A 20,970-nucleotide genomic window follows, 5' to 3' on the forward strand; every position below is an offset into this window, starting at 1 on the left:
GGATCTCCCGAAAAATTACATCGGCAATTATATAAGTGGCTGGCACTTATACGACGGCCGCAGGGCTTTCCTTGACCAGCGGCTGCCCCAGGCTGCGCAACACATCGCGCACCATCTGCGCACGCTCCTTCGGCTCCTTGAGCTCGCGCTCGATGCGCAGCTTCTCGTTGCCAGCCAGCTTGATGTGCTTGTTCTTCTGGATCAGGTGGATGATCGCCATCGAATTGACCGGCGGATCCTTCTTGAAGGTGATGTTGATGACGCCGGGCGCCGCATCGACCTTGACCACGCCGTAGGGCCGCGCGAGCACGCGCAGGCGGTGGGTGTCGATCAGGGTCTGGGCCTGCGGCGGCAGCTTGCCGAAGCGGTCGACGATCTCCTCCAGCAGGGTGTCGATCTGGTCGGGGTTCTTCGCGGTGGCGAGCTTCTTGTAGAACGACAGCCGCAGGTGCACGTCGCCGCAGTAGTCGTCGGGCAGCAGGGCGGGGGCGTGCAGGTTGATCTCGGTCGTGACCGACAGCGGCGACAGCAGGTCGGGCTCCTGCCCGGCCTTGAGCGAGCGCACGGCCTCGCTGAGCATCTCGTTGTAGAGCTGGAAGCCGATCTCCATCATGTTGCCGCTCTGGTTCTCGCCGAGCACCTCGCCGGTGCCGCGGATCTCGAGGTCGTGCATCGCGAGGTAGAAGCCCGAGCCCAGCTCCTCCATCTGCTGGATCGCGTCGAGCCGCTGCGCCGCCTGCTTGGTCAGGCCCTCGGTGTCGGGCACCATGAGGTAGGCATAGGCTTGGTGGTGCGAACGGCCGACGCGGCCGCGCAGCTGGTGCAGCTGCGCCAGGCCGAACTTGTCGGCGCGGCTCATCACGATGGTGTTGGCGGTCGGCACGTCGATGCCGGTCTCGATGATGGTCGAGCACAGCAGAAGGTTGTAGCGCTGGGCCACGAAGTCGCGCATCACGCGCTCGAGTTCGCGCTCGGGCATCTGGCCGTGGGCGACGGCGATGCGCGCCTCGGGCAGAATCTCCTCGAGCTTCTGGCGCCGGTTCTCGATGGTCTCGACCTCGTTGTGCAGGAAGTAGACCTGGCCGCCGCGCTTGAGCTCGCGCAGCACGGCCTCGCGGATCACGCCGGTGCCCTCGTTGCGGACGAAGGTCTTGATCGCGAGCCGGCGCTGCGGCGCGGTGGCGATCACGCTGAGGTCGCGCAGGCCCTCGAGCGCCATGCCCAGCGTGCGCGGGATCGGCGTGGCCGTGAGCGTGAGCACGTCGACCTCGGCGCGCAGCGCCTTCATGGCCTCTTTGTGGCGCACGCCGAAGCGGTGCTCCTCGTCGATGATCAGCAGCCCGAGGTTCTTGAACTTGACCGATTCCGAGAGCAGCTTGTGGGTGCCGACCACGATGTCGACGGTGCCCTCGGCCAGGCCCTTGGCGGCGGTCGTGATTTCCTTGGTCGAACGGAAGCGGCTCATCTCGGCCACCTTCACCGGCCACTTGGCGAAGCGGTCGACCAGCGTCTGGTAGTGCTGCTCGGCCAGCAGCGTGGTGGGCGCGAGGAAGGCCACCTGCTTGCCGCCGGTGACCGCGATGAAGGCGGCGCGCAGCGCGACCTCGGTCTTGCCGAAGCCGACGTCGCCGCAAACGAGGCGGTCCATCGGCTGCGGCGAGATCATGTCCTGCACCACGGCATGGATCGCGGCCTTCTGGTCGGCGGTTTCCTGGAAGCCGAAGTCGTTGGCGAACACCTCGTAGTCGGCCGGCGAATAGCGGAAGGCATGGCCCTCGCGCGCGGCGCGGCGTGCGTAGATGTTGAGCAGCTCGGCGGCCGAGTCGCGCACCTGCTCGGCGGCCTTGCGCTTGGCCTTGTCCCATTGGCCCGAACCGAGCTTGTGCAGCGGCGCCTCGTCGGCGCTGACGCCGGTGTAGCGGCTCACCAGGTGCAGCTGGCTCACGGGCACGTAGAGCGTGGCCTTGTCGGCGTACTCCAGGTGCAGCATCTCCTGCAGCAGCGGCTTGCCCTCGGCATCGCTGCCCTGGCCCAGGTCCATGTGGATCAGGCCGCGGTAGCGGCCGATGCCGTGCGCGGAGTGAACCACCGGGTCGCCCACGTTGAGCTCGGACAGGTCCTTGATCAGCGCCTCGACGTCGCTGACCTGTTCCTGCTTCTTGTTGCGGCGCCGGCCGGTGCTGCCGGTGGCGAACAGCTCGGTTTCGGTGACGAAGTCGATGCCCTGTTCGCGCCAGGCGAAGCCGGCCGCCAGCGCGGCGGTGGCGATGCCGATCTTTTCGTCGGCCGCGGCCTCGAACTCGGCCAGCGAATCGAAGGCCGGCGGGCTCACGCCGCTGGCGCGCAGGAAGTCGAGCAGGCTCTCGCGCCGGCCGTCGCTCTCCGCGATCATCAGCACGCGGTGCGGCGTGGCGGCGATGTGGGCCTTGAGCCGCACCAGCGGATCGTCGGCGCCGCGCACCACCGAGAAGGCGGGCAGGGTGTCGAACTCGGCGAAGGGCGCGGCGTCGGTGGTCGAGCGGATCGACAGCTGCGCGTGCGGCTTCACGCGCTGGTAGAACTGCTCGGCGTTGAGGAACAGCGCCTCCGGCGGCAGCGCCGGGCGCTCGGGGTCGCCGCGCACCAGGCGGTAGCGCTCGCCCGTGTCCTGCCAGAAGTGCTGGAACGCGGGCTCGAGCTCGCCGTGCAGCACCACGGTGGTGTCGGGTCCCAGGTAGTCGAACACGGTCGCCGTCTCGTCGAAGAACAGCGGCAGGTAGTACTCGATGCCGGCGGTGGCCACGCCGTTGCCCATGTCCTTGTAGATGCGGCTCTTGGTCGGGTCGCCCTCGAGCAGCTCGCGCCAGCGGCCGCGAAAGCGCGCGCGCGCGTCGTCGTCCATCGGGAACTCGCGGCCCGGCAGCAGCCGCACCTCGGGCACCGGGTACAGACTGCGCTGGGTGTCGGGGTCGAAGGTACGGATCGAGTCGATCTCGTCGTCGAACAGGTCGACCCGGTAGGGCACGGGCGAACCCATCGGGAACAGGTCGATCAGGCCGCCGCGCACTGCGTACTCGCCCGGGCTCACCACCTGCGTGACGTGGGTGTAGCCGGCCAGCGTGAGCTGCGCCTTGAGCTTGGCGTCCTGCAGCTTCTGCTTGGTCTTGAAATGGAAGGTGTAGCCCGCGAGGAAGGACGGCGGCGCGAGCCGGTAGAGCGCGGTGGTGGCGGGCACCAGCACCACGTCGGCTTCCTTCTGGCTGATGCGCCACAGGGTGGCCAGGCGCTCGCTGATCAGGTCCTGGTGCGGGGAGAAGCTGTCGTAGGGCAGCGTCTCCCAGTCGGGGAACAGGGCGCAGCGCAACTCGGGCGCGAAGAAGGCGATCTCGTCGATCAAGCGCTGGGCGTCGTTGGCATCGGCCGTGAACATGGCCGTGGCGCGGCCCGCGGACTTTTCGCGCCGCGCGAGCTGGGCCAGCAGCAGCGCATCGGCCGACAGCGGGGGGCGCGGCAGCGTGAAGCGCTTGCCCGCCGTGAGATGGGGGAGGTCCATAAAGGCTTGCTGGAAATGCACAACACCCCGCGCCGACTGGCGAGGGGTGTGCAATGGGGTCGATTCTAGAATGGCGGCCCTTCTTCTGCTTGTCGGCGCACTGGCCGACCGTCTGCCGCACCATGTCTTCTTCCCGCCTCTTCGTGCTGATCCCGTGCGCCGGTTCCGGCCACCGTGCCGGCCATGCGCAGTCCCCGCAGCCGAAGCAGTACCGGCGGCTGGCCGGGGCGCCGATGGTGGCGCACACGCTCGAGGCCTTCCGCGCGCTGAACGGGCGCTTCGCCGGCATCGCGCTGGTGGTGGCGCCCGAGGACCGCGACGTGGACGCCGCGCTGCCGCTCTTTCCGCTGCAGGACGAGCACCTGCTGCGCGTGGGCGGCGTGACGCGCGCGGCCTCGGTGCGCAACGGCCTGCTGGTGCTGCGGCAGAAGGGTGCCGGCGCGCACGACTGGGTGCTGGTGCACGATGCGGCGCGCTGCCTCGTGACGCCGAGCCAGATCGAGGCGCTGATCGCGGCCTGCGAGCACGATGCCGTCGGCGGCCTGCTGGCGCACCGGCTGGCCGACACGCTCAAGGTGTCGACCGCCGACAGCCGCGTGGCCCAGACCCTGCCGCGCGCCGACAAGTGGCTCGCGCAGACGCCGCAGATGTTCCGCATCGGCATGCTGCTCGACGCGCTCGAGCGTGCCGGCGACGCGGTGACCGACGAGGCCGGCGCGATCGAGGCGGTCGGGCTGACGCCGCTGCTGGTACCGGGCAGCGCGCAGAACTTCAAGGTCACCTATCCCGAAGACTTCGCGCTGGCCGAGGCGCTGCTGCTGGCGCGCAAGAAGGTGCTCGCATGAGCGGTGCCTTCAACATCCGCGTCGGCGAGGGCTGGGACGTCCATCAGCTGGTGGCGGGGCGCAAGCTGATCCTCGGCGGCGTCGAGGTGCCCCATGTCACGGGCCTGCTCGGCCATTCCGATGCCGACGTGCTGCTGCACGCGATCACCGACGCGCTGCTCGGCGGCGCGGGCCTGGGCGACATCGGCCGGCATTTCCCGGACACCGATGCACAGTTCCGCGGCGCCGACTCGGCCGTGCTGCTGGCCGAGGCGGCGCGCCGCGTCCGCGCCGAGGGCTGGCAGATCGGCAACGTCGACAGCACCGTGATCGCGCAGGCGCCGAAGCTGGCACCGCACATCCCCGCCATGCGCGAGCGCATCGCGCAGACGCTGGGCATCGCGAGCGAGCAGGTCAACGTGAAGGCCAAGACGGCCGAGAAGCTGGGCCCGGTGGGCGAGGGCCGCGCAATGGAAGCGCGCGCCGTGGTGCTGCTGCACCGCTGAGCGCGCGACTTCTTCTTTCTCTCAGAGCTTGCGGACTGGCGGCTGCACCGGCCGCGGCGGCACCGGCATCGCGCGCGGCATGCGGATGTGCGCCGCGAGGCCGCGTCCCGGCGTGCTTGTGAGCGCGAAGGTGCCGCCCATGCGCTCGATGTTCTTCGCCACGATCGACAGGCCCAGGCCCGCGCCCGCGGCCGAGGTGCGCGCCGCATCGCCGCGAAAGAAGGGCTTGGTGAGCTGCGCGAGCTGGGCCGGCTCCACGCCGGCGCCACGGTCGCGCACCTTGATCAGCACCGCGTCGTTGCTCGCCTGCGCCTGGATCACCACGTCGGCGATGCCGGTGGCGGGCGTCTTGCCGTAGCGGCGCGCGTTCTCGACCAGATTGGAGATCACGCGCGTGAGCTCGACCTCGTCTCCCATCACGCGCAGGTCGGGCGGCACGTCGACCGTGATGCTCATCTCCTCGTAGTCCTGCACGGCGTAGGTGCAGGAGTCGACCACGTCGCGCAGCAGCACCGGCTTGGGATCGACATGGTCGGGCCGCGCGTAGTCGAGGAACTTGTCGATGATCGCGTCGAGCTGCGCGATGTCGGCCGCCATGTGGTCGCGCGCGTCCTCGTCGGCCACGCTCATCTCGGTTTCGAGGCGCAGCCGCGCGAGCGGCGTGCGCAGATCGTGCGAGATGCCGGCCAGCATGATCGCGCGGTCCTGCTCGATCTTGGCGAGCTGGTCGGCCATGCGGTTGAAGCCGATGTTGACCGCGCGGATCTCGTTGGTGCGCGCGCGCTCGTCGAGTCGGTGCGCTTCGTACTCGCCCTCGCGCACCTGCATGGTGGCGCGCGAGAGCTGCTTGAGCGGCAGGTTGATGAGCCGCGTGATCAGCGCCGCGCCCGCGAGCGACAGCGCCATGGCGGTGCTGAGCCAGACCAGCCAGGTGCGTCCGCCCACGCGGCTGAAGCGCGTGGGGTCGAGCAGCAGCCAGTAGGTGTCGCTCTCGATCGTGAAGCCGATCCACAGGCCGGCCTCGTCGTTGACGCGGCTGGCCACCGTGGTGCCGGCGCCGAGCTGGTCGATCAGCTCCTCGGTCACGCGCTGGTCGAGCGCGCCGCTGGTGTAGGGCTGCACGCGGTCGTTGGGTTCGCGCGGCAGGATGCGCACGCCTTCCTGGTCGGCCAGCGTCTTGATCAACGACACGCGCGTGATCGCGTCCGAGTACACCAGCGCCGCGCGCGTGAGGTTCACGAGCGAGGCGATCTGGTGCGCGGTCTGGATCGCGCGCGGTTCGTATTCGAGCGAGCGGAAGGTCTGCAGCCAGGCGACGGTGCAGCCGATCAGCAGGAGGGCGAGCAGGAAGAAGGTGCGCCAGAACAGGCTGAAGCCGAGCTTGAGCCCGGGGCGCCGGTCACGCTGCGCCGCGCCCTCGAGCGGGCTGGGCATCGTGACCTGGGCGCCGTCCTCCTGGGGACTTTCTCTTCCGGAGGGGAGGCCGATGGCCACCGCTGGTGCCGCGTCAGGCCGTGCCGTCCGGCACGAAGACGTAGCCCACGCCCCACACCGTCTGGATGTAGCGCGGTGCCGCGGCGTCGGACTCGACCAGCTTGCGCAGGCGCGAGATCTGCACGTCGAGGCTGCGGTCGAAGGGCTCGAACTCGCGGCCGCGCGCGAGCTGGGCCAGCTTCTCGCGCGACAGCGGCTGGCGCGGGTGGCGCACCAGCGCCTTGAGCATCGCGAACTCGCCGGTGGTCAGCGAGAGTTCCTCTCCGTCCTTCTTGAGCGTGCGCGAGCCGAGGTCGAAGGTGAACGGGCCGAAGGTGACGGTCTCGTTCTCGGTCGAGGGCGCGCCGGGCGCCTCGAGCGGCGGACGGCGACGCAGCACGGCGTGCACGCGCGCCAGCAGTTCGCGCGGATTGAAGGGCTTGCCGAGGTAGTCGTCGGCGCCGACCTCGAGACCGACGATGCGGTCGACGTCTTCGCCCTTGGCGGTGAGCATGATGATCGGCGTGCGGTCGTTGGCGGCACGCAGGCGGCGGCAGATGGACAGGCCGTCTTCGCCGGGCATCATGAGGTCGAGCACGATCAGGTCGACCGTGTCGCGCAACAGGATGCGGTTGAGCGCCTTGCCGTCCTCGGCCACGATCACCTCGAAGCCTTCCTGGGTCAGGTAGCGGCGAAGCAGGTCGCGGATGCGGGCGTCGTCGTCGACGATCACGATCTTGTCGGTGCGAGCGGGAACTTGAGTCATTTCTACAACGTCGAATTTGTAACAGCGCCGATTCTGAAGGTGTTGGAAGCCGGTTGAGCCGGATTTGCTTTGAGACTGACACTAAGTTACAAAACTTGCGACCGCTCGCGGTCCAGTCATCCGATGTAAGCGCGGCGGTGGCACAGTGCCTCTGCCCTATGACTTTTGCGCAGAGATTTCTTTCATCCGCCACACCCTTGCTGCTGCTCGCGTGTGCCTGTGTGCCGTCGATCTCGGCGGCCGAATTCCTTCGGGTGGCCGATGGGCGCCGCTACGATCTGCGGGCCGCGGTGGCCGCGCACCGCGCTGCACAACGCGACGAGATGCGCCGCGGCGAAGCCATCGCGGGACGGCGCCTCACGCCGGCCGAGCTGTACGAATTGCGGCAGCAGGTGCGCGGGCAGTGGAGCACGCCGGGCATCTCCGCGCATTCGGCAGAATCGCAGCCGGCCGAACGCATCGTGCCGGCGCCGATGCCGGCCGCGCGGCTCCTGCCCGCGCCGCGCAGCCAGCGACCTTGAGCGCAGTGCGCGAGCCACGGCTCGCGCCGCGAGGGCGGGTGCACCGAGTGCCCGCCTTCTTCTCGTACGTCATCGACGTACCTACAACCTGGGAGAGCCAATCTTGAAAAGAACCATCACCTTGATCGCAGCGTGTGCCGCATGGGCCGGCCTGGCCGGCGCGGCCATGGCGCAGAACGCCGTCGTGGCGCCGCCGCAGAACGTGCTGCAGCTCAGCGCCAACGGAACCGTCGAGGTGCAGCAGGACCTGCTGAGCATGACGCTCGTGACCACGCGCGACGGCACCGACGCCGGCAGCGTGCAGGCGCAGCTGAAGACCGCGCTCGATGCGGCGCTGACCGAGGCGCGCAAGAACGCGCAGGCCGGCCAGCTCGACGTGCGCACCGGCAACTTCAGCCTGTCGCCGCGCTACACGCGCGAGGGCAAGATCAACGGCTGGCAGGGCACGGCCGAGCTCGTGCTCGAGGGCCGCGACTTCCCGCGCATCGCCCAGACGGCCGGTCGCATCACGACGCTGACCGTCGGCAACGTGGGCTTCGGTCTGAGCCGCGAACAGCGCGCGAAGACCGAGACCGAGGCGCAGACCCTCGCGATCGACGCCTTCAAGCAGAAGGCGACCGAGCTCTCGAAGAACTTCGGCTTCGCGGGCTACACGCTGCGCGAGGTGTCGGTGAATGCGAACGACGGCGGACCGATCCGTCCGCGCATGATGGCGGCGTCGGCCAAGTCCTTCTCGGCCGACGCGCAGGTGCCAATCGAGGCGGGCAAGACCAGCGTGGTGGTCAACGTCTCGGGATCGGTGCAGCTCAAGTAAGGGCTGCGGGGCGGGGCGCCTGGCGCGCTCCGCCCGTGTTTCTTCCTATTGCGCGGTCCAGCCGCCGTCCATCTGCCAGGCCACGCCGCGCACCTGGTCGGCCGCGGGCGAGCACAGGAACACGGCGAGTCCGCCGAGCTGTTCCACCGTGGTGAACTGCAGCGAGGGCTGCTTCTCGCCCAGCAGGTCGTTCTGCGCCTGCGTGGCGCTGATGCCTTCGCGTGCCGCGCGGTCGTCGATCTGCTTTTGCACCAGCTGCGTCAGCACCCAGCCCGGGCAGATCGCGTTGCTCGTGATGCCGGTGGTCGCGGTCTCGAGCGCCACCGACTTCGTGAAGCCGACGATGCCGTGCTTGGCCGCCACATAGGCCGATTTCTGGGCCGATGCCACCAGGCCGTGGGCCGAGGCGATGTTGATGACGCGGCCCCAGTTGGCTTCGCGCATCGCGGGAATCGCCAGCCGCGTGGTGTGGAAGGCGCTCGTGAGGTTGATCGCGATGATCGCGTCCCAACGTTCGGGCGGGAAGTCCTCGACCTTGGCCACGTGCTGGATGCCGGCGTTGTTGACCAGGATGTCGACGCGGCCGAACCTGGCGGCGGCGAACTTCATCATGTCCTCGATCTGGTCGGGCTTGCTCATGTCGGCGCCGTGGTACTCGGCGCGCACGCCGAGCGCGGCGATCTGCGCCTTGGGCGCCTCGGCGTCGCCGAAGCCGTTGAGCACGATGTCGGCGCCCTGCTGGGCGAGGGACTGGGCGATGGCGAGCCCGATGCCGCTGGTGGACCCCGTGACAAGAGCGGTTTTGCCTTTGAGCATGAAGATGAATCTCCGGATGAATTAGGATGCGACGAGAAGATTATCCGCACCAGACCGGCCCTGTTTCCATGACCGAACCGACGCTTCACCACGTGGCGTGCAACGACACCCACGGCGGCCACCGCATGGCCTATTGGCAGTGGGGCGACGCGGGCAGCCCGCACGTGGTGCTCTGCGTGCACGGCCTGACCCGGCAGGGCCGCGATTTCGATGCGCTGGCCCGTGCGCTCGTGGCGCGCGCCCAAGGCCGGGTGCTTGTGGTCTGCCCCGACGTGGCCGGCCGCGGCGCCAGCGACTGGCTGCGAGACCCGGCCGCCTACCAGGTGCCGCTGTACGCGGGCGACATGGTGGCGCTGCTCGCGCAGCTCCAGCAGCAGCATCCGATCCAGACGCTCGACTACGTGGGCACCAGCATGGGCGGCCTGATCGGCTTCGTGCTGGCCGGGCACAAGGAACTGCCGCTGCCGGCGCCGGTGCGGCGCTTCGTCGTCAACGACGTCGGCCCGACCATCGAGGCGGCGGCGATCCAGCGCATCGCGGCCTACGTGGGGCAGGGCGGCCGGTACGACAGCCTGCAGCAGGCGGCCGATGCGCTGTGGGCGATCTCCACCAGCTTCGGTCCGCACACGCCCGAACAATGGCTCGAACTGACGCGGCCCATGGTCGTGCCGGCCTCGCAGCGCAGCGCCGATGGCACGGCCAAGGTCGATGCGCCGGCCGGCACGGACGGTCCGTGGATGCTGCATTACGACCCGGCGCTCGCGGTCGGCCTGCGCGCGATCACGCCCGAAGCCGCGGCACAGGGCGGCGCCATCATGTGGGGCCTCTACGACGCGATCACGGCGCGCGTGCTCGTCACGCGCGGCGCCCAGTCCGATCTGCTGTCGCGCGAGACCGTCACCGCGATGACGCAGCGTGGCCCGCATGCGGCGCTGGTCGAGTTCGAGGGCGTCGGCCATGCGCCGACCTTCGTCGATCCCGCGCAGGCCGCGGTGGTCGTGGACTTCCTGTTCGATTGAGGGCGGCGTGAAGCGCGAGTCTTCCAGCCTCCAGGGGATGCCGGCTTCGGACGGCATCGTCGTCGACTATCCGTTGTCGGCCGCCACCGCCGAGCGCTCGCCGGTGATGGAAAACATGCTCGCGCGCGCACGCGCCTTCGCCGAGCCGCTGATCGTCGACGAACTGCTCGACACCGGCGAGAACGCGCTGGCGCACGCCGACGCGGTAGCCGCCATCGTCAAGAAGATGGGCGGCTCCGAGGCCATGCAGGGCGCGAGCTACCTGGTCTATGCCTGTTCGCACCTCAACCGTCCGCAGGAAGTCATCGCCAAGGTCTTCGGCGACAACTTCGCGGCGCTGGCGGTGGAAACCACCAAGCTCGTGCGGGTGCAGGAGCAGGCCCGCGCGGCGGCGCGCGCCCACCAGAACGAGGGCGCGGGCGCCCAGACCGAGAACGTGCGCAAGATGCTGCTGGCGTTCTCGCGCGACCTGCGCGTGGTGATGCTGCGCCTGGCCTCGCGCCTGCAGACCCTGCGCTATGCGGCCGCCAGCAAGAAGCCGGTGCCCGAGGGCGTGGCGCGCGAATCGCTGCAGGTGTTCGCGCCGCTCGCGAACCGGCTCGGCATCTGGCAGGTCAAGTGGGAGATCGAGGACCTCTCGTTCCGTTTCCTCGAGCCCGAAACCTACAAACTGATCGCGCGCCTGCTCGACGAGAAGCGCATCGAGCGCGAGAGCTACGTCGAGCAGTTGCGCTCGCGGCTCGAGAGCGAGCTGCACTCCGAGGGCATCCGCGCCGTCGTGCAGGGGCGGCCGAAGAACATCTACAGCATCGTCAAGAAGATGCGCGGCAAGTCGCTCGACTTCGCGCAGGTCTTCGACATCCTCGCGCTGCGCGTGGTAGTGCCCGACGTGAAGGACTGCTATGCGGCGCTGGCCTGGGTGCATTCGCACTTCCAGCCGATCGACGAGGAGTTCGACGACTACATCGCGCGGCCCAAGCCCAACGGCTACCAGTCGCTGCACACGGTGGTGCGTGCGCTGGTCGACGGCCAGGTGGGCAAGCCGATCGAGATCCAGATCCGCACCGAGGAAATGCACGACCACGCCGAGCATGGCGTGGCGGCGCACTGGGCCTACAAGGAAGCGGGCCACAAGGGCTACGCGGGCGTGTGGGCCAGCGGCGAGTACGACGCCAAGATCGCGGTGCTGCGCCAGCTGCTGGCGTGGGAGCGCGACCTGTCGGGCGGCCTGCAGGGGCAGGGCCTGTTCGACGACCGCATCTACGTGCTGACGCCCGATGCGGCGATCGTCGAGCTGCCGCAGGGTGCGACGCCGGTCGACTTCGCCTATACGGTGCACACCACGCTGGGCCACCGCTGCCGCGGCGCGCGCGTCGACGGTGCGATGGTGCCGCTCAACACGCCGCTGTCGAACGGGCAGACGGTGGAGGTGATCGCGGCCAAGGAAGGCGGACCCTCGCGCGACTGGCTCAACGCGGAGCTCGGTTATCTCGCGAGCCATCGCGCGCGTGCCAAGGTGCGCGCCTGGTTCAATGCGCAGATCACGCACGAGACGGTGGCGCGCGGCCGCGAGGCGGTCGAGAAGCTGCTGCAGCGCGAAGGCCGCACGGCCATGCGGCTCGAGGACCTCGCATCGCAACTGGGTTTCAAATCGGCAGACCAACTGTTCGAAGTGGTCGGCAAGGACGAGTTCTCGCTGCGCAACATCGAGACGCTGCTGCGTCCGCCCGAGCCGCCGGCGAATCCCGACGACGGCGTGCAGATCAAGAAGCCGCGTGCCAGCGAGAAGGCGGGCAAGGGCGGCGTGCTGGTGGTCGGCGTGTCTTCGCTCATGACGCAGCTCGCGAAGTGCTGCAAGCCGGCACCGCCCGATGCCATCGCGGGCTTCGTCACGCGCGGCCATGGCGTGAGCGTGCACCGCGTGGATTGCAGCAACTTCCGCACGATGGCCTCGCGCGACGGCGAGCGCGTGATCGACGTGGAGTGGGGCGCGACCAAGGGCGAAGCTCCGGTCTATGCGGTCGACGTCGCCGTGGAAGCGGCCGACCGACAGGGCCTGCTGCGCGACATCTCCGATGTCTTCGCGCGCGAGAAGATGAACGTGATCGGCGTGCAGACGCAGTCGGTCAAGGGCACGGCATGGATGACCTTCACCGTGGAGATCGCCGATGCGGCGCGTCTCGCGCAGGTGCTCAACGTGGTCACGGCGGTGGCGGGCGTTCGATCTGCGCGACGCCGATGAAAAAGGGGCGACCGCCCCGGAAACGGCCATTTCTCCTGCTATACTTTCAGCTTCTCGAAACAATCGCAGGCGCGTAGCTCAGCTGGTTAGAGCACCACCTTGACATGGTGGGGGTCGTTGGTTCGAGTCCAATCGCGCCTACCAAATCTCCCTCTGAAGAAGACCAGTCTTCAGGCACAACGGGAGATTTTGGGGAGATTCTTCTCCCCCTTGCAGTGAAGTCCGAAGCTTCATCTCCTGCCTCTTCATCCCATCCGTGATTCCGGCGTGACGTTGATGCGTCCTTCGTGGATTAGGGTTTGGCGCTCGAGGCGGGCGGTGGGTAGTGGGGCGAAAGAGGATCCTACCCGTGGGTAGAATCGTTTTCGCAGAGATGCCCAGGTCCGACCGAGCGCCGTGCCCTGGATCGGCCATTCGCCGGACTGGCGAACCGGACATTCGGCTGGCTTCCCGCCGTGGCAATCGCCCATTCGGATGGCCGCCGCAGGCAACCACCGGGCCATTTTCTTGTGCTAACTTGGCTGCCGTGCAGAGCCTTTTTTCTTTCCTTTTCCTCCCGGGGATCGCCCGATGAACGCGCGATCGATCGCGATGGATCATGAACGCGTGCAGGCGCGCCTGGTTGCGCTGATGAAGCAGGCGCCGATCGAGTTCGCGCGGGCCGTCTACGGCATCAACGACCGTGCGGGTGGCCGCCTCGACACCATGGCGGCGCGAGAGGTCGAGCGTGCGGCGCGGCAGGGCATGCCGGTCACGCAGGAGCGCGCCGAGCAGCGCGCCCGCGCCTACCTGCCGACGGCCGGCCACGAGCATTGCCCGCGCTGCTGGGTCGTCTACGGGCACAAGAGCCCGTTGCGCTTCCGCGAGGAGACGGCGGAGCGGCCCGAATCGGCCGCCTGCGCGGCTTGCGGCGCGGAGTACGCCACCGCCGCCGAGTGAAAGCGCGGCCGGCGGTTGCGCGCGGTCAGGGTAAACCTTGTCGCGATGCAGCAAAACCGCTCCCTAGAATCATCCGATGACATGGGCGTCCATGTGAAGGAGTCCGCAGTGCAGAGCAAGAAGTCCGGGGTCAAGCCGGTACAGCGTGTGATCAAGAAGTACCCGAACCGAAGGCTCTACGACACCGAGACGTCCACCTACATCACGCTGACCGAGGTCAAGCAACTGGTGATCGAGCGCGCCCAGTTCGTGGTGCGCGATGCCAAGACCGGCGACGACCTCACGCGCAGCATCCTGCTGCAGATCATTCTCGAAGAGGAGGCGGGCGGTGCGCCGATGTTCACCGAGCAGGTGCTGGCCAACATCATCCGTTTCTATGGCCAGGCCATGCAGAGCTACATGGCGCCCTACCTCGAGAAGAACATCCAGGCGATGACCGAGGTGCAGGCGCAGCTCGCCGAAAAGGCCGAGGGCCTGACGCCTGAGATGTGGTCGCGCTTCATGAGCATGCAGTCGCCGATGCTGCAGGGCCTGATGGGCAACTACGTGGAGCAATCGAAGAATGTCTTCCTGCAGATGCAGGAACAGATGCAGAAAAGCACCGAGCAGGTATTGGGCGCCTTTGGCATCAAGCGTCCCTGAAATACCTGTCGTCCCGGATAGCTGGGACAATAGAGGCTATGAGCGAAGTTGCCTCCCACGAACGAACAGCCACGACGGCCGCCCCGAAGGTCGGCTTCGTGAGCCTGGGCTGCGCGAGCGATAGGCAATATAACAAGTCGTGGAGGTCGGGATGGGAGCGCTTGCCCAACACCTTGATTGGCTACTTGATCCTAAGGTTCTTGTAGGGGGACTCTGGTCGGGATTGCTGTTGGTAGCGGGCGCTGTCCTTGGCGCCCTGCGCGGGCGTGTTCGAGTTTTGCGCTACGTGGCTCACCACACGTCGGTCGGCATTAGTGCGAAAGACGATGCCTTCGGACACATAGAGGTCCGCCTCGCGGGCGAGCCGGTGGAGCGGCTGTGGTTGAGCACAGTCACCCTGACGAATGACACGGGTAAAGATTTTGCAGCTCTGCCGGTCCGTATCTACTCCAACGATGAAACCTTGATGTTTGGCGAGACGACGGAGGTGTCGGGGTCGACCTTCAAAATCGGACATTCGGAAGAGTTCGCGAAGCGAATTCAGTTCGCTCCAGGCGAGGCGCCGACGGCGGAACAACAGCGGATCTTTGCCCATCAGCGCGACTACGTCATACCCGTCTTGAATCGAGGAGAGTCTGCGAAGTGGACGGTTCTTACCACTGTCCGGCCCACGAGTGCGGGTCAACCTCCAGTTGTGGGGCCGAGCCTTTGGTGCGACCTCCTAGTTGCTGGCCTCAAGGTGCGATATCGCGTTGTGGGCCCCGAAGTTCTCGGCGTGCCGACCAAGCGAGCTTTACTTGTGGGATTTCTGCTGGCTGTGTTCGTCTATGCGTTGACGCTAGGCCTGGGAGTCGCCCCGTGGATTGGAGGCATTGCGGTAGGGTTGGCCGGTTTCTTCGCCCCCATCTTAGGAGCATGGGTCTACAAGTCGATCCGGCTGGTCACCCCCATCGTCTTGCAATAGGGGCGCCAACTTTGCTAGCGATGAAAGTTGGGACGGATCAAGAGCTCAAGCAGTTCCGGTTGATCCGCCGCAGAGACTATGCCCGCATCGTAGAGCGCCTCGAGGTAGCCAAATCCGCGATGAAAGGCTGCATCGGCAGCGCACTGATTGTTGGCTCGATAGGCCTCACGTCGCTCGCGAAGGATTTCCTTCCATGGCGCTTGTAGCCTTGGGGGTAACAACTCTTCAAGATCCCGCTGCGGAAGGAGTGAGGGATGGGGTGGGCGCATTGAGGGGCTCCGGTTGGTCGCGGCACGTTGGCCGGCGCGGCGGGCAGTCTATGGCGATCCGTTCCATGCTTGTTGCGTATTTCAGCGTGCTGGCGTCGGAAAGCGCCTCGGGGCATGATCGGTGGGCCCTTCACGGCAGGTTGCAATGGATTGCTGAGGACCTGTGGATCGCGAGAGATGCAGAATATGTATCGCCTCGAACGCTGGAATTATGGGTCGCCGGGACACTTCCTAGAATCAAATGACAGCTAATAGGCACGGCCTCACGCGGAAAATCCCCCTTGCTGTCCAGCGTGAAGTGCGCCGACGGTCAAAATTTGGTTGTGTGTTGTGTCGATCTGCTATCTACCAGTATGAGCACATAGACCCCGTCTTCGTTGACGCGACAACGCACGATCCTGCTCGAATCTGCTGTTTGTGTGCGAGCTGTCATGACGGAGTGACCCGTGGGCATAGATCCAAGGAGGCAATCTCCGCGGCTTACTCCGAAATTCAGGGGATGTCGGCTGAGCAAGTCCAACTTCCCGTTGGACCACTGGATTTTCATGGCGGGCGCGCGGAGCTGCTCGTTGGTGGGTTGCGCTATTCGCCGATGGTCAGAACCCTACTTCGATATCACGGGCGAGACGTTTTAAAGGTGGTTCCGGGCCAAGACGGGCGCCAGGGATTCATGAATGGCACTTTCACAGATGACGCGGGGCAGCCTGTACTCGAGCTCCGAGAAAATGTCTGGATTGGATCAACTGACAACTGGGATATCCAGGTCACTGGATTTCGGATCGTGGTCAAAGGGCCAAACCAACGGCTTGCACTCCGGTTGAGACTGCAGCCACCAGGTGTGATCGTGATCGAGCATCTTGATATGCGGTATCACGATGCACACATTCTGATTTCTGAGCATGCTTACGCTATTGGTCGATACCAAGCTAATGGAACGATCATTTGGATGAGCTGCGAAGTCACCCTTACGCGCAGCAATCCGGCGGGAGCTGCGATCGAGTTCACGAGTCCAGTGGATTTGATGTTTCGCGACCACCAGACTGCCCATGTAGGCCAGTCGCTCGCGACCGTTGATCGGGCCGTTGTAACGAGCAGTGCCGCTGGGTGCATGTACGTACCACAGGGAATGGTCGTGGCTAGTCTGTGCGGCGGCTTTCACCTCTACGGGGAGGCCATTGGCGTGGCGCCATTGGACGGGATGCGTCGGATGGTCGCCAAGGGCTCGATGAGAAACTTGGCGCGATACGTCGCCACAGGAAAAGAAACATAGCCTTGACGCTGGCCAGATCATGCTGGCGACGTCTTGCTGGTGTTCTTGGCTAAGGGCGTGCCCAGCACTCTTAGGAACCCTTTGCCCTTTAAAAACCCTTGGTAGTTGTTGACGGCCACGGCCGCCGCCTCTCGGGCGACCTCCGTCCCGACGGCGATGACCTGGCCGTCGCCTGTGACCACCGCGAGCAGAGCCGGCTTGCCGTCAACTGTGACCGAAAGGCCCTCGTGGGATACGGCACTGATCACTACGCCCTCGATTGCGCCGGTCTTCTGCTCGCCGATCATGCGAGTACCCCCTGTGCCTGGTCGACGGCCGCCGGCGAAGGCTGCGCTGCCCACACGAGGGCGAGGCACGAACTGGCCTCGGCCGCACTGAGCTGCAATAGCTGCCACTCATGCAGGTCGACGGCCGTGTCGAAATGTTCCATCTCCTCGAGGGAGATCTCGACCGGCAGCCAGGAGCCTTCGGCCCGCGCGCGCCGGCGGATCTCCTGCAGCGCCGTCACAGCGCTCTGCAGGTGCTCGGCCAGGCCTCGAGGCAGAACGCGCTGCTCGAGCAACACTGCAGACTCGATGGCGCCGTCGATCGTTGCCCACTGCAGTTCAGTGGCAACGCCGACGCGAAGAGCCCTGGCGGCCGCGCGCAGCGGATCGAGCGAGGTCTGAACCTCGGCCGGCGTGAGGAGGGTTGCACCGCGCTTCATGCTGTTGCTTCCTCGCCGGCGTCCAGGTTGGTCGGGCCGGGGCCCCAGTCGTCGTCCTCGCCCTGCCACGGGGCGGGCAGCCAGTCGGGGCGAGGCGGCACGCGTACCGGGTTGTCCGAGGCGTGCAGGTGCGTGCGCTCTGCCCAGATCTCGAATGCCTCGCGGCGGTGCGCAGGCCATGTTTCGACCGTGGCGGCGCTGACTTGGTAACCGACCATGGAGGCCAATGCGCTCACGCCGTCGGTAGAACGCTCCTGGTAGTAGCGTTTCATACTGCGCTGCCCACGGGTGGCTGTGCACGGGCCGCCTCGCGGTCCAGGCGCTCGATCTCCGCGATGGCCAGGGCTGCGGCCTTCACCAGCTCGCGGCGGCGGTCGCTTCCTTGGCGACCCAGCCTTCGGGGCGAATGGCTTCGCCGAGGGTGTCGCCGTAGCCGGTTTCCTTCGCGCTCCACTCGCGTGCACCGGGGGGGCATGGCATAGAAGCACGCCATCGCGGCGATCTCGTCGTTGACGTGGCTGTCGTCGTGCTCCGGCGTCCAGCCTTCGACGTCCATCTGGCGTTGTCTCTCGGCCAAGACCTCGAATGCTGCACGCATAGATGGCGTCGCTGCGACTGCCTCAACCAAAGTCGACCAGGTCTGCTCGAGGCGTTGCTCGACCATGAGCATCGCTGGTGGCATGGTGTGGCCGAGCAGAGAAAGGATGACCTTGCTGCCGGCCTCGATCGCGGCTCTCTCGTCCGCGTCGGGCTCCCAGAACGACCAGATGAAGGGGAGCCATACACCCGGCGGCGTGTTGATCGCACGCCGCATCACCTGCCCGATGAGGGCGATCACCAACTGCCCGCTGTCCCGGGCTTTTTCATTTGAAAGGCCTTCATCATGGTCAAGCTACCCAACGGCGCCAAGCTGGCGTTCTCCACGGTCTTCGGTGCCGTCAAGCAGATCACCGGTATCACCAATGCAAATCCCGGCGCGGCCTCCTCGGCGGACCATGGCCTCGAGGCAGGTGCGATCCTGCTGCTCGAGTCCGGCTGGGAAGGCCTCGACCTGCGCGCCGCACGCGTGGCTGCGCCGGCGGCAGACACCTTCTCGCTCGAGGGGATCAACACGACCGACCTCGTCGAGTTCCCGGCTGCCCTCGGCGTGGGAACGGCCCGGGAGGTCGACACGTGGGTCGGCATCGACCAGGTGATCGGCACGGCGGCCGCTGGCGGAGATCAGCAGTACTGGACCTACTCGCCGCTCGACTCGCAGCGAAGCAAGCAACTGCCGACGGAGCGCAGTCCCCAGACTATGACGCTGACGCTCGGGGACGACCCGAACAAGCCCTGGTATGCGGCGCTCGACGCCGCCGACAAGGCCGGCGATACCCGGATCCTTCGTTGCACGCTCAAGGGCGGTCAGAAGATCTACTACGCCGGCATCGTGAGCTTTCCGTCGCTCGCGGTCACGACGGTGATGCCTGCATTTACAATCTGGGCAAGTTGCGCTTGAGCCTGGATGGGCTCGGCGCGCGACAGCCGGTCCAGACCCTCCACCACGAGGACCGAGCCTGGAGGCACTTTCCCGCTCTCGACGGCAGCCAGAAAGACGCCCAGCGCCCCTGATTTGACGTGCCGCTGGTGATACGCGGAGAGGCCTTCATCCTGCAGCGAAAGCGATTCATCCAACTTGAGGTCGTGCTCAGCCGCCCAGCGTGCCGCGTAGGCTGCTTGGCGCTCGAGGCTCGAGCCTTTCGCTTGGCGTGGATCGGAAAACCGGCTGCAGCTATAAACAAGACCTGACAATGAGTTCCCCCATGACGACCGAAGTAGCAGAGCGCTCGAAGAAAATTCCAAGCATTGGGATGGTGTCGCTTGGCTGTCCCAAAGCCTTGACCGACACCGAATTGATCCTCACGCAGCTGAGCGCCGAGGGCTACCAGACCGCCAAGTCCTTCGAGGGCGCCGACCTGGTGATCGTCAACACCTGCGGGTTCATCGACGATGCCGTCCGGGAAAGCCTGGACACCATCGGCGAGGCGCTGGCCGAGAACGGCCGGGTGATCGTCACCGGCTGCCTGGGCGCCAAGACCGGCGACCAAGGCGGCAATCTGGTGAAGCAGATGCACCCCAGCGTGCTGGCCGTCACGGGCCCGCATGCCACGCAGGAGGTGATGGATGCGGTCCACGCCAACCTGCCGAAGCCGCACGATCCCTTCGTCGACCTAGTGCCCAACAGCTTCGGCGTGGCGGGCCTCAAGCTCACGCCGCGCCACTATGCCTACCTGAAGATCAGCGAGGGCTGCAACCATCGCTGCACCTTCTGCATCATTCCCTCGATGCGCGGCGACCTTGTGTCGCGGCCCGTGGGCGACGTGCTGAGCGAGGCGAAGGCGCTGTTCGAGGGTGGCGTGAAGGAACTGCTGGTGATCAGCCAGGACACCTCGGCCTATGGCGTGGACGTCAAGTACCGCACCGGGTTCTGGGACGGCAAGCCGGTCAAGACCCGCATGCTCGAGCTGGTGCGCACGCTCGGCGAGATCGCCGAGCCCTATGGCGCCTGGGTGCGGCTGCACTATGTCTACCCCTATCCGAGCGTGGACGAGGTCATTCCGCTGATGGCCAGCGGCAAGGTGCTGCCTTATCTCGACGTGCCCTTGCAGCATAGCCATCCCGATGTGCTGCGCCGCATGAAGCGTCCCGCCAGTGGCGAGAAGAACCTCGAGCGCATCGCGCGCTGGCGCGAGGTGTGCCCGGAGCTCGTGATCCGCAGCACCTTCATCGCCGGTTTTCCCGGCGAGACGGAAGAGGAATTCGAGCACCTGCTCGACTTCATCCGCGAAGCGCGCATCGATCGCGCGGGCTGCTTTGCCTACAGCCCGGTCGAGGGTGCCACCGCCAACGACATTCCCGGCATGCTGCCCGAGGCCGAGCGCGAGGCGCGCCGTGCGCGCTTCATGGAAGTGGCCGAGGCGGTGTCGATCGCCAAGCTGCAGGAGCGCGTGGGCGCGACGATGCAGGTGCTGGTCGATTCCGCGCCGGCGATGGGCCGCAAGGGCGGCGTGGGACGCACCTATGCTGACGCGCCCGAGATCGACGGCACCGTGCGGCTGCTGCCGCCCGAGAAGATCAGCAAGACGCTCAAGGTGGGGGAGTTCACGCGCGCGCGCATCGTGGGCGCCGAGGGGCACGACCTGATCGCGTTGCCCGTTTGATGATTCGAACGGACAAGAAAAAAGCCACCGTGAAACGGTGGCTTCATTCGAAGAATCTCAAGAACCTTTTGAAGCTGCTCTTGGATCTGGTGCCCAGAAGAGGACTCGAACCTCCACGATGTTACTCGCTAGTACCTGAAACTAGTGCGTCTACCAATTCCGCCATCTGGGCATTTCAGGAAAGCCTACGAGTATATCAAATCAAAAACGATTTTCTCGCGGGCTCGCAATTTTGTGCGCACGATGATGCGTTCACGACACAGGCACCGATGCGCGGACTGACCGCGCGCGCGCCGACGTCGATGACGACCATGATCGGAGCGGGCAAGAAAAAAGCCACCGGAGACCGGTGGCTTGAATCGAAGGACTCGATGAGAGTCTATTTAAACTTGGTGCCCAGAAGAGGACTCGAACCTCCACGATGTTACTCGCTAGTACCTGAAACTAGTGCGTCTACCAATTCCGCC

At 66.4% G+C, this 20,970-nt stretch carries 21 protein-coding genes, 2 tRNA genes and 1 pseudogene; 13 read left to right on the forward strand and 11 right to left on the reverse strand.

Features of this window, described 5'->3' with window-relative positions; translation table 11 throughout:
- Positions 1-46: 46 nt before the first annotated feature.
- On the reverse strand, positions 47-3,532 hold the full coding sequence (gene mfd / locus AC07PU_RS13300; protein ID WP_495318025.1) for a transcription-repair coupling factor: 3,486 nt from the start codon (positions 3,530-3,532) through the stop codon (positions 47-49).
- 122 nt (positions 3,533-3,654) lie between these two features.
- Between mfd and ispD the strand changes: the two genes are divergently transcribed.
- On the forward strand, positions 3,655-4,377 hold the full coding sequence (ispD, locus tag AC07PU_RS13305; RefSeq protein WP_495318027.1) for a 2-C-methyl-D-erythritol 4-phosphate cytidylyltransferase: 723 nt from the start codon (positions 3,655-3,657) through the stop codon (positions 4,375-4,377).
- Positions 4,374-4,862 (forward strand): 2-C-methyl-D-erythritol 2,4-cyclodiphosphate synthase, encoded by a 489-nt coding sequence (ispF, locus tag AC07PU_RS13310; protein ID WP_495318029.1) that lies wholly within the window; start codon positions 4,374-4,376, stop codon positions 4,860-4,862. Before ispD ends, ispF begins: the two co-directional genes overlap by 4 nt.
- A gap of 21 nt (positions 4,863-4,883) precedes the next feature.
- Here ispF and AC07PU_RS13315 read toward each other — a convergent pair whose 3' ends face one another.
- Complete coding sequence (locus AC07PU_RS13315) at positions 4,884-6,296, reverse strand: sensor histidine kinase family protein (protein ID WP_093342290.1); 1,413 nt, start codon at positions 6,294-6,296, stop codon at positions 4,884-4,886.
- 73 nt (positions 6,297-6,369) lie between these two features.
- A complete protein-coding gene (gene ompR / locus AC07PU_RS13320) occupies positions 6,370-7,101 on the reverse strand; it encodes an osmolarity response regulator transcription factor OmpR (RefSeq protein ID WP_093342288.1) in 732 nt (243 codons plus the stop codon).
- A gap of 197 nt (positions 7,102-7,298) precedes the next feature.
- Between ompR and AC07PU_RS13325 the strand changes: the two genes are divergently transcribed.
- Both AC07PU_RS13325 and AC07PU_RS13330 read left to right on the forward strand, forming a co-directional pair.
- Positions 7,299-7,622 carry a hypothetical protein gene (locus tag AC07PU_RS13325; protein ID WP_256222452.1) on the forward strand — a complete coding sequence of 108 codons (324 nt, stop codon included), beginning with the start codon at positions 7,299-7,301 and terminating at the stop codon, positions 7,620-7,622.
- Positions 7,623-7,725: 103 nt separating this feature from the next.
- The gene (locus AC07PU_RS13330) at positions 7,726-8,436 is read left to right on the forward strand and encodes an SIMPL domain-containing protein (protein WP_281077969.1); all 711 of its coding nucleotides are present in this window, start codon (positions 7,726-7,728) and stop codon (positions 8,434-8,436) included.
- A 45-nt stretch (positions 8,437-8,481) separates the two neighbouring features.
- Here AC07PU_RS13330 and AC07PU_RS13335 read toward each other — a convergent pair whose 3' ends face one another.
- Positions 8,482-9,252, reverse strand: coding sequence for a 3-hydroxybutyrate dehydrogenase (locus AC07PU_RS13335; RefSeq protein WP_093342285.1), 771 nt, complete (start codon positions 9,250-9,252; stop codon positions 8,482-8,484).
- 68 nt (positions 9,253-9,320) lie between these two features.
- On the opposite strand from AC07PU_RS13335, the gene AC07PU_RS13340 reads away from it, so the two are divergent.
- The 6 genes from AC07PU_RS13340 (at position 9,321) to AC07PU_RS13365 (ending at position 15,058) form a co-directional block, all read left to right on the forward strand.
- Entirely contained in the window at positions 9,321-10,271 is a 951-nt protein-coding gene (locus AC07PU_RS13340; RefSeq protein ID WP_495318033.1) for an alpha/beta fold hydrolase, read from the forward strand.
- A gap of 37 nt (positions 10,272-10,308) precedes the next feature.
- Positions 10,309-12,513, forward strand: a complete 2,205-nt coding sequence (locus AC07PU_RS13345; RefSeq protein WP_371268788.1) for a RelA/SpoT family protein — start codon at positions 10,309-10,311, stop codon at positions 12,511-12,513.
- A 67-nt stretch (positions 12,514-12,580) separates the two neighbouring features.
- Positions 12,581-12,657: transfer RNA gene (locus tag AC07PU_RS13350), tRNA-Val, on the forward strand.
- 426 nt (positions 12,658-13,083) lie between these two features.
- Positions 13,084-13,452: a hypothetical protein gene (locus tag AC07PU_RS13355; protein WP_490876041.1), complete on the forward strand. Its 369-nt coding sequence runs from the start codon at positions 13,084-13,086 to the stop codon at positions 13,450-13,452.
- 81 nt (positions 13,453-13,533) lie between these two features.
- Positions 13,534-14,094 carry a polyhydroxyalkanoate synthesis repressor PhaR gene (phaR, locus tag AC07PU_RS13360; protein WP_057591651.1) on the forward strand — a complete coding sequence of 187 codons (561 nt, stop codon included), beginning with the start codon at positions 13,534-13,536 and terminating at the stop codon, positions 14,092-14,094.
- 151 nt (positions 14,095-14,245) lie between these two features.
- The gene (locus tag AC07PU_RS13365) at positions 14,246-15,058 is read left to right on the forward strand and encodes a hypothetical protein (RefSeq protein ID WP_495318037.1); all 813 of its coding nucleotides are present in this window, start codon (positions 14,246-14,248) and stop codon (positions 15,056-15,058) included.
- 14 nt (positions 15,059-15,072) lie between these two features.
- Here the strand turns inward: AC07PU_RS13365 and AC07PU_RS13370 are convergent, their stop codons facing one another.
- On the reverse strand, positions 15,073-15,327 hold the full coding sequence (locus AC07PU_RS13370; RefSeq protein ID WP_495318038.1) for a hypothetical protein: 255 nt from the start codon (positions 15,325-15,327) through the stop codon (positions 15,073-15,075).
- Positions 15,328-15,997: 670 nt separating this feature from the next.
- On the opposite strand from AC07PU_RS13370, the gene AC07PU_RS13375 reads away from it, so the two are divergent.
- Positions 15,998-16,597 (forward strand): hypothetical protein, encoded by a 600-nt coding sequence (locus tag AC07PU_RS13375; RefSeq protein ID WP_495318040.1) that lies wholly within the window; start codon positions 15,998-16,000, stop codon positions 16,595-16,597.
- Between the two features lie 17 nt (positions 16,598-16,614).
- Here the strand turns inward: AC07PU_RS13375 and AC07PU_RS13380 are convergent, their stop codons facing one another.
- The 4 genes from AC07PU_RS13380 to AC07PU_RS13395 are packed head-to-tail and all read right to left on the reverse strand — an operon-like array spanning position 16,615 to position 18,141.
- Entirely contained in the window at positions 16,615-16,884 is a 270-nt protein-coding gene (locus tag AC07PU_RS13380) for a hypothetical protein (protein WP_495318041.1), read from the reverse strand.
- Positions 16,881-17,303 carry a hypothetical protein gene (locus AC07PU_RS13385; RefSeq protein WP_495318043.1) on the reverse strand — a complete coding sequence of 141 codons (423 nt, stop codon included), beginning with the start codon at positions 17,301-17,303 and terminating at the stop codon, positions 16,881-16,883. Before AC07PU_RS13385 ends, AC07PU_RS13380 begins: the two co-directional genes overlap by 4 nt.
- Entirely contained in the window at positions 17,300-17,575 is a 276-nt protein-coding gene (locus AC07PU_RS13390) for a hypothetical protein (RefSeq protein WP_495318045.1), read from the reverse strand. The genes AC07PU_RS13385 and AC07PU_RS13390 overlap by 4 nt, the downstream gene beginning before the upstream one ends.
- Complete coding sequence (locus AC07PU_RS13395) at positions 17,572-18,141, reverse strand: hypothetical protein (protein WP_495318047.1); 570 nt, start codon at positions 18,139-18,141, stop codon at positions 17,572-17,574. Before AC07PU_RS13395 ends, AC07PU_RS13390 begins: the two co-directional genes overlap by 4 nt.
- 45 nt (positions 18,142-18,186) lie before the next feature.
- On the opposite strand from AC07PU_RS13395, the gene AC07PU_RS13400 reads away from it, so the two are divergent.
- Positions 18,187-18,801 (forward strand): phage tail tube protein, encoded by a 615-nt coding sequence (locus AC07PU_RS13400; RefSeq protein ID WP_495318049.1) that lies wholly within the window; start codon positions 18,187-18,189, stop codon positions 18,799-18,801.
- Here the strand turns inward: AC07PU_RS13400 and AC07PU_RS13405 are convergent.
- Positions 18,738-19,094 (reverse strand): annotated as a pseudogene (locus AC07PU_RS13405) (recombinase family protein); the annotation flags it as partial. The gene AC07PU_RS13400 and the pseudogene AC07PU_RS13405 overlap by 64 nt on opposite strands.
- Positions 19,095-19,105: 11 nt before the next feature.
- Here AC07PU_RS13405 and rimO point away from each other — a divergent pair.
- Positions 19,106-20,503, forward strand: a complete 1,398-nt coding sequence (gene rimO / locus AC07PU_RS13410; RefSeq protein ID WP_495318051.1) for a 30S ribosomal protein S12 methylthiotransferase RimO — start codon at positions 19,106-19,108, stop codon at positions 20,501-20,503.
- A gap of 87 nt (positions 20,504-20,590) precedes the next feature.
- Here rimO and AC07PU_RS13415 read toward each other — a convergent pair.
- Positions 20,591-20,675: transfer RNA gene (locus AC07PU_RS13415), tRNA-Leu, on the reverse strand.
- Positions 20,676-20,970: the final 295 nt, after the last annotated feature.

The sequence above is a fragment of the Variovorax sp. GW821-FHT10D07 genome (genome assembly GCF_059415325.1).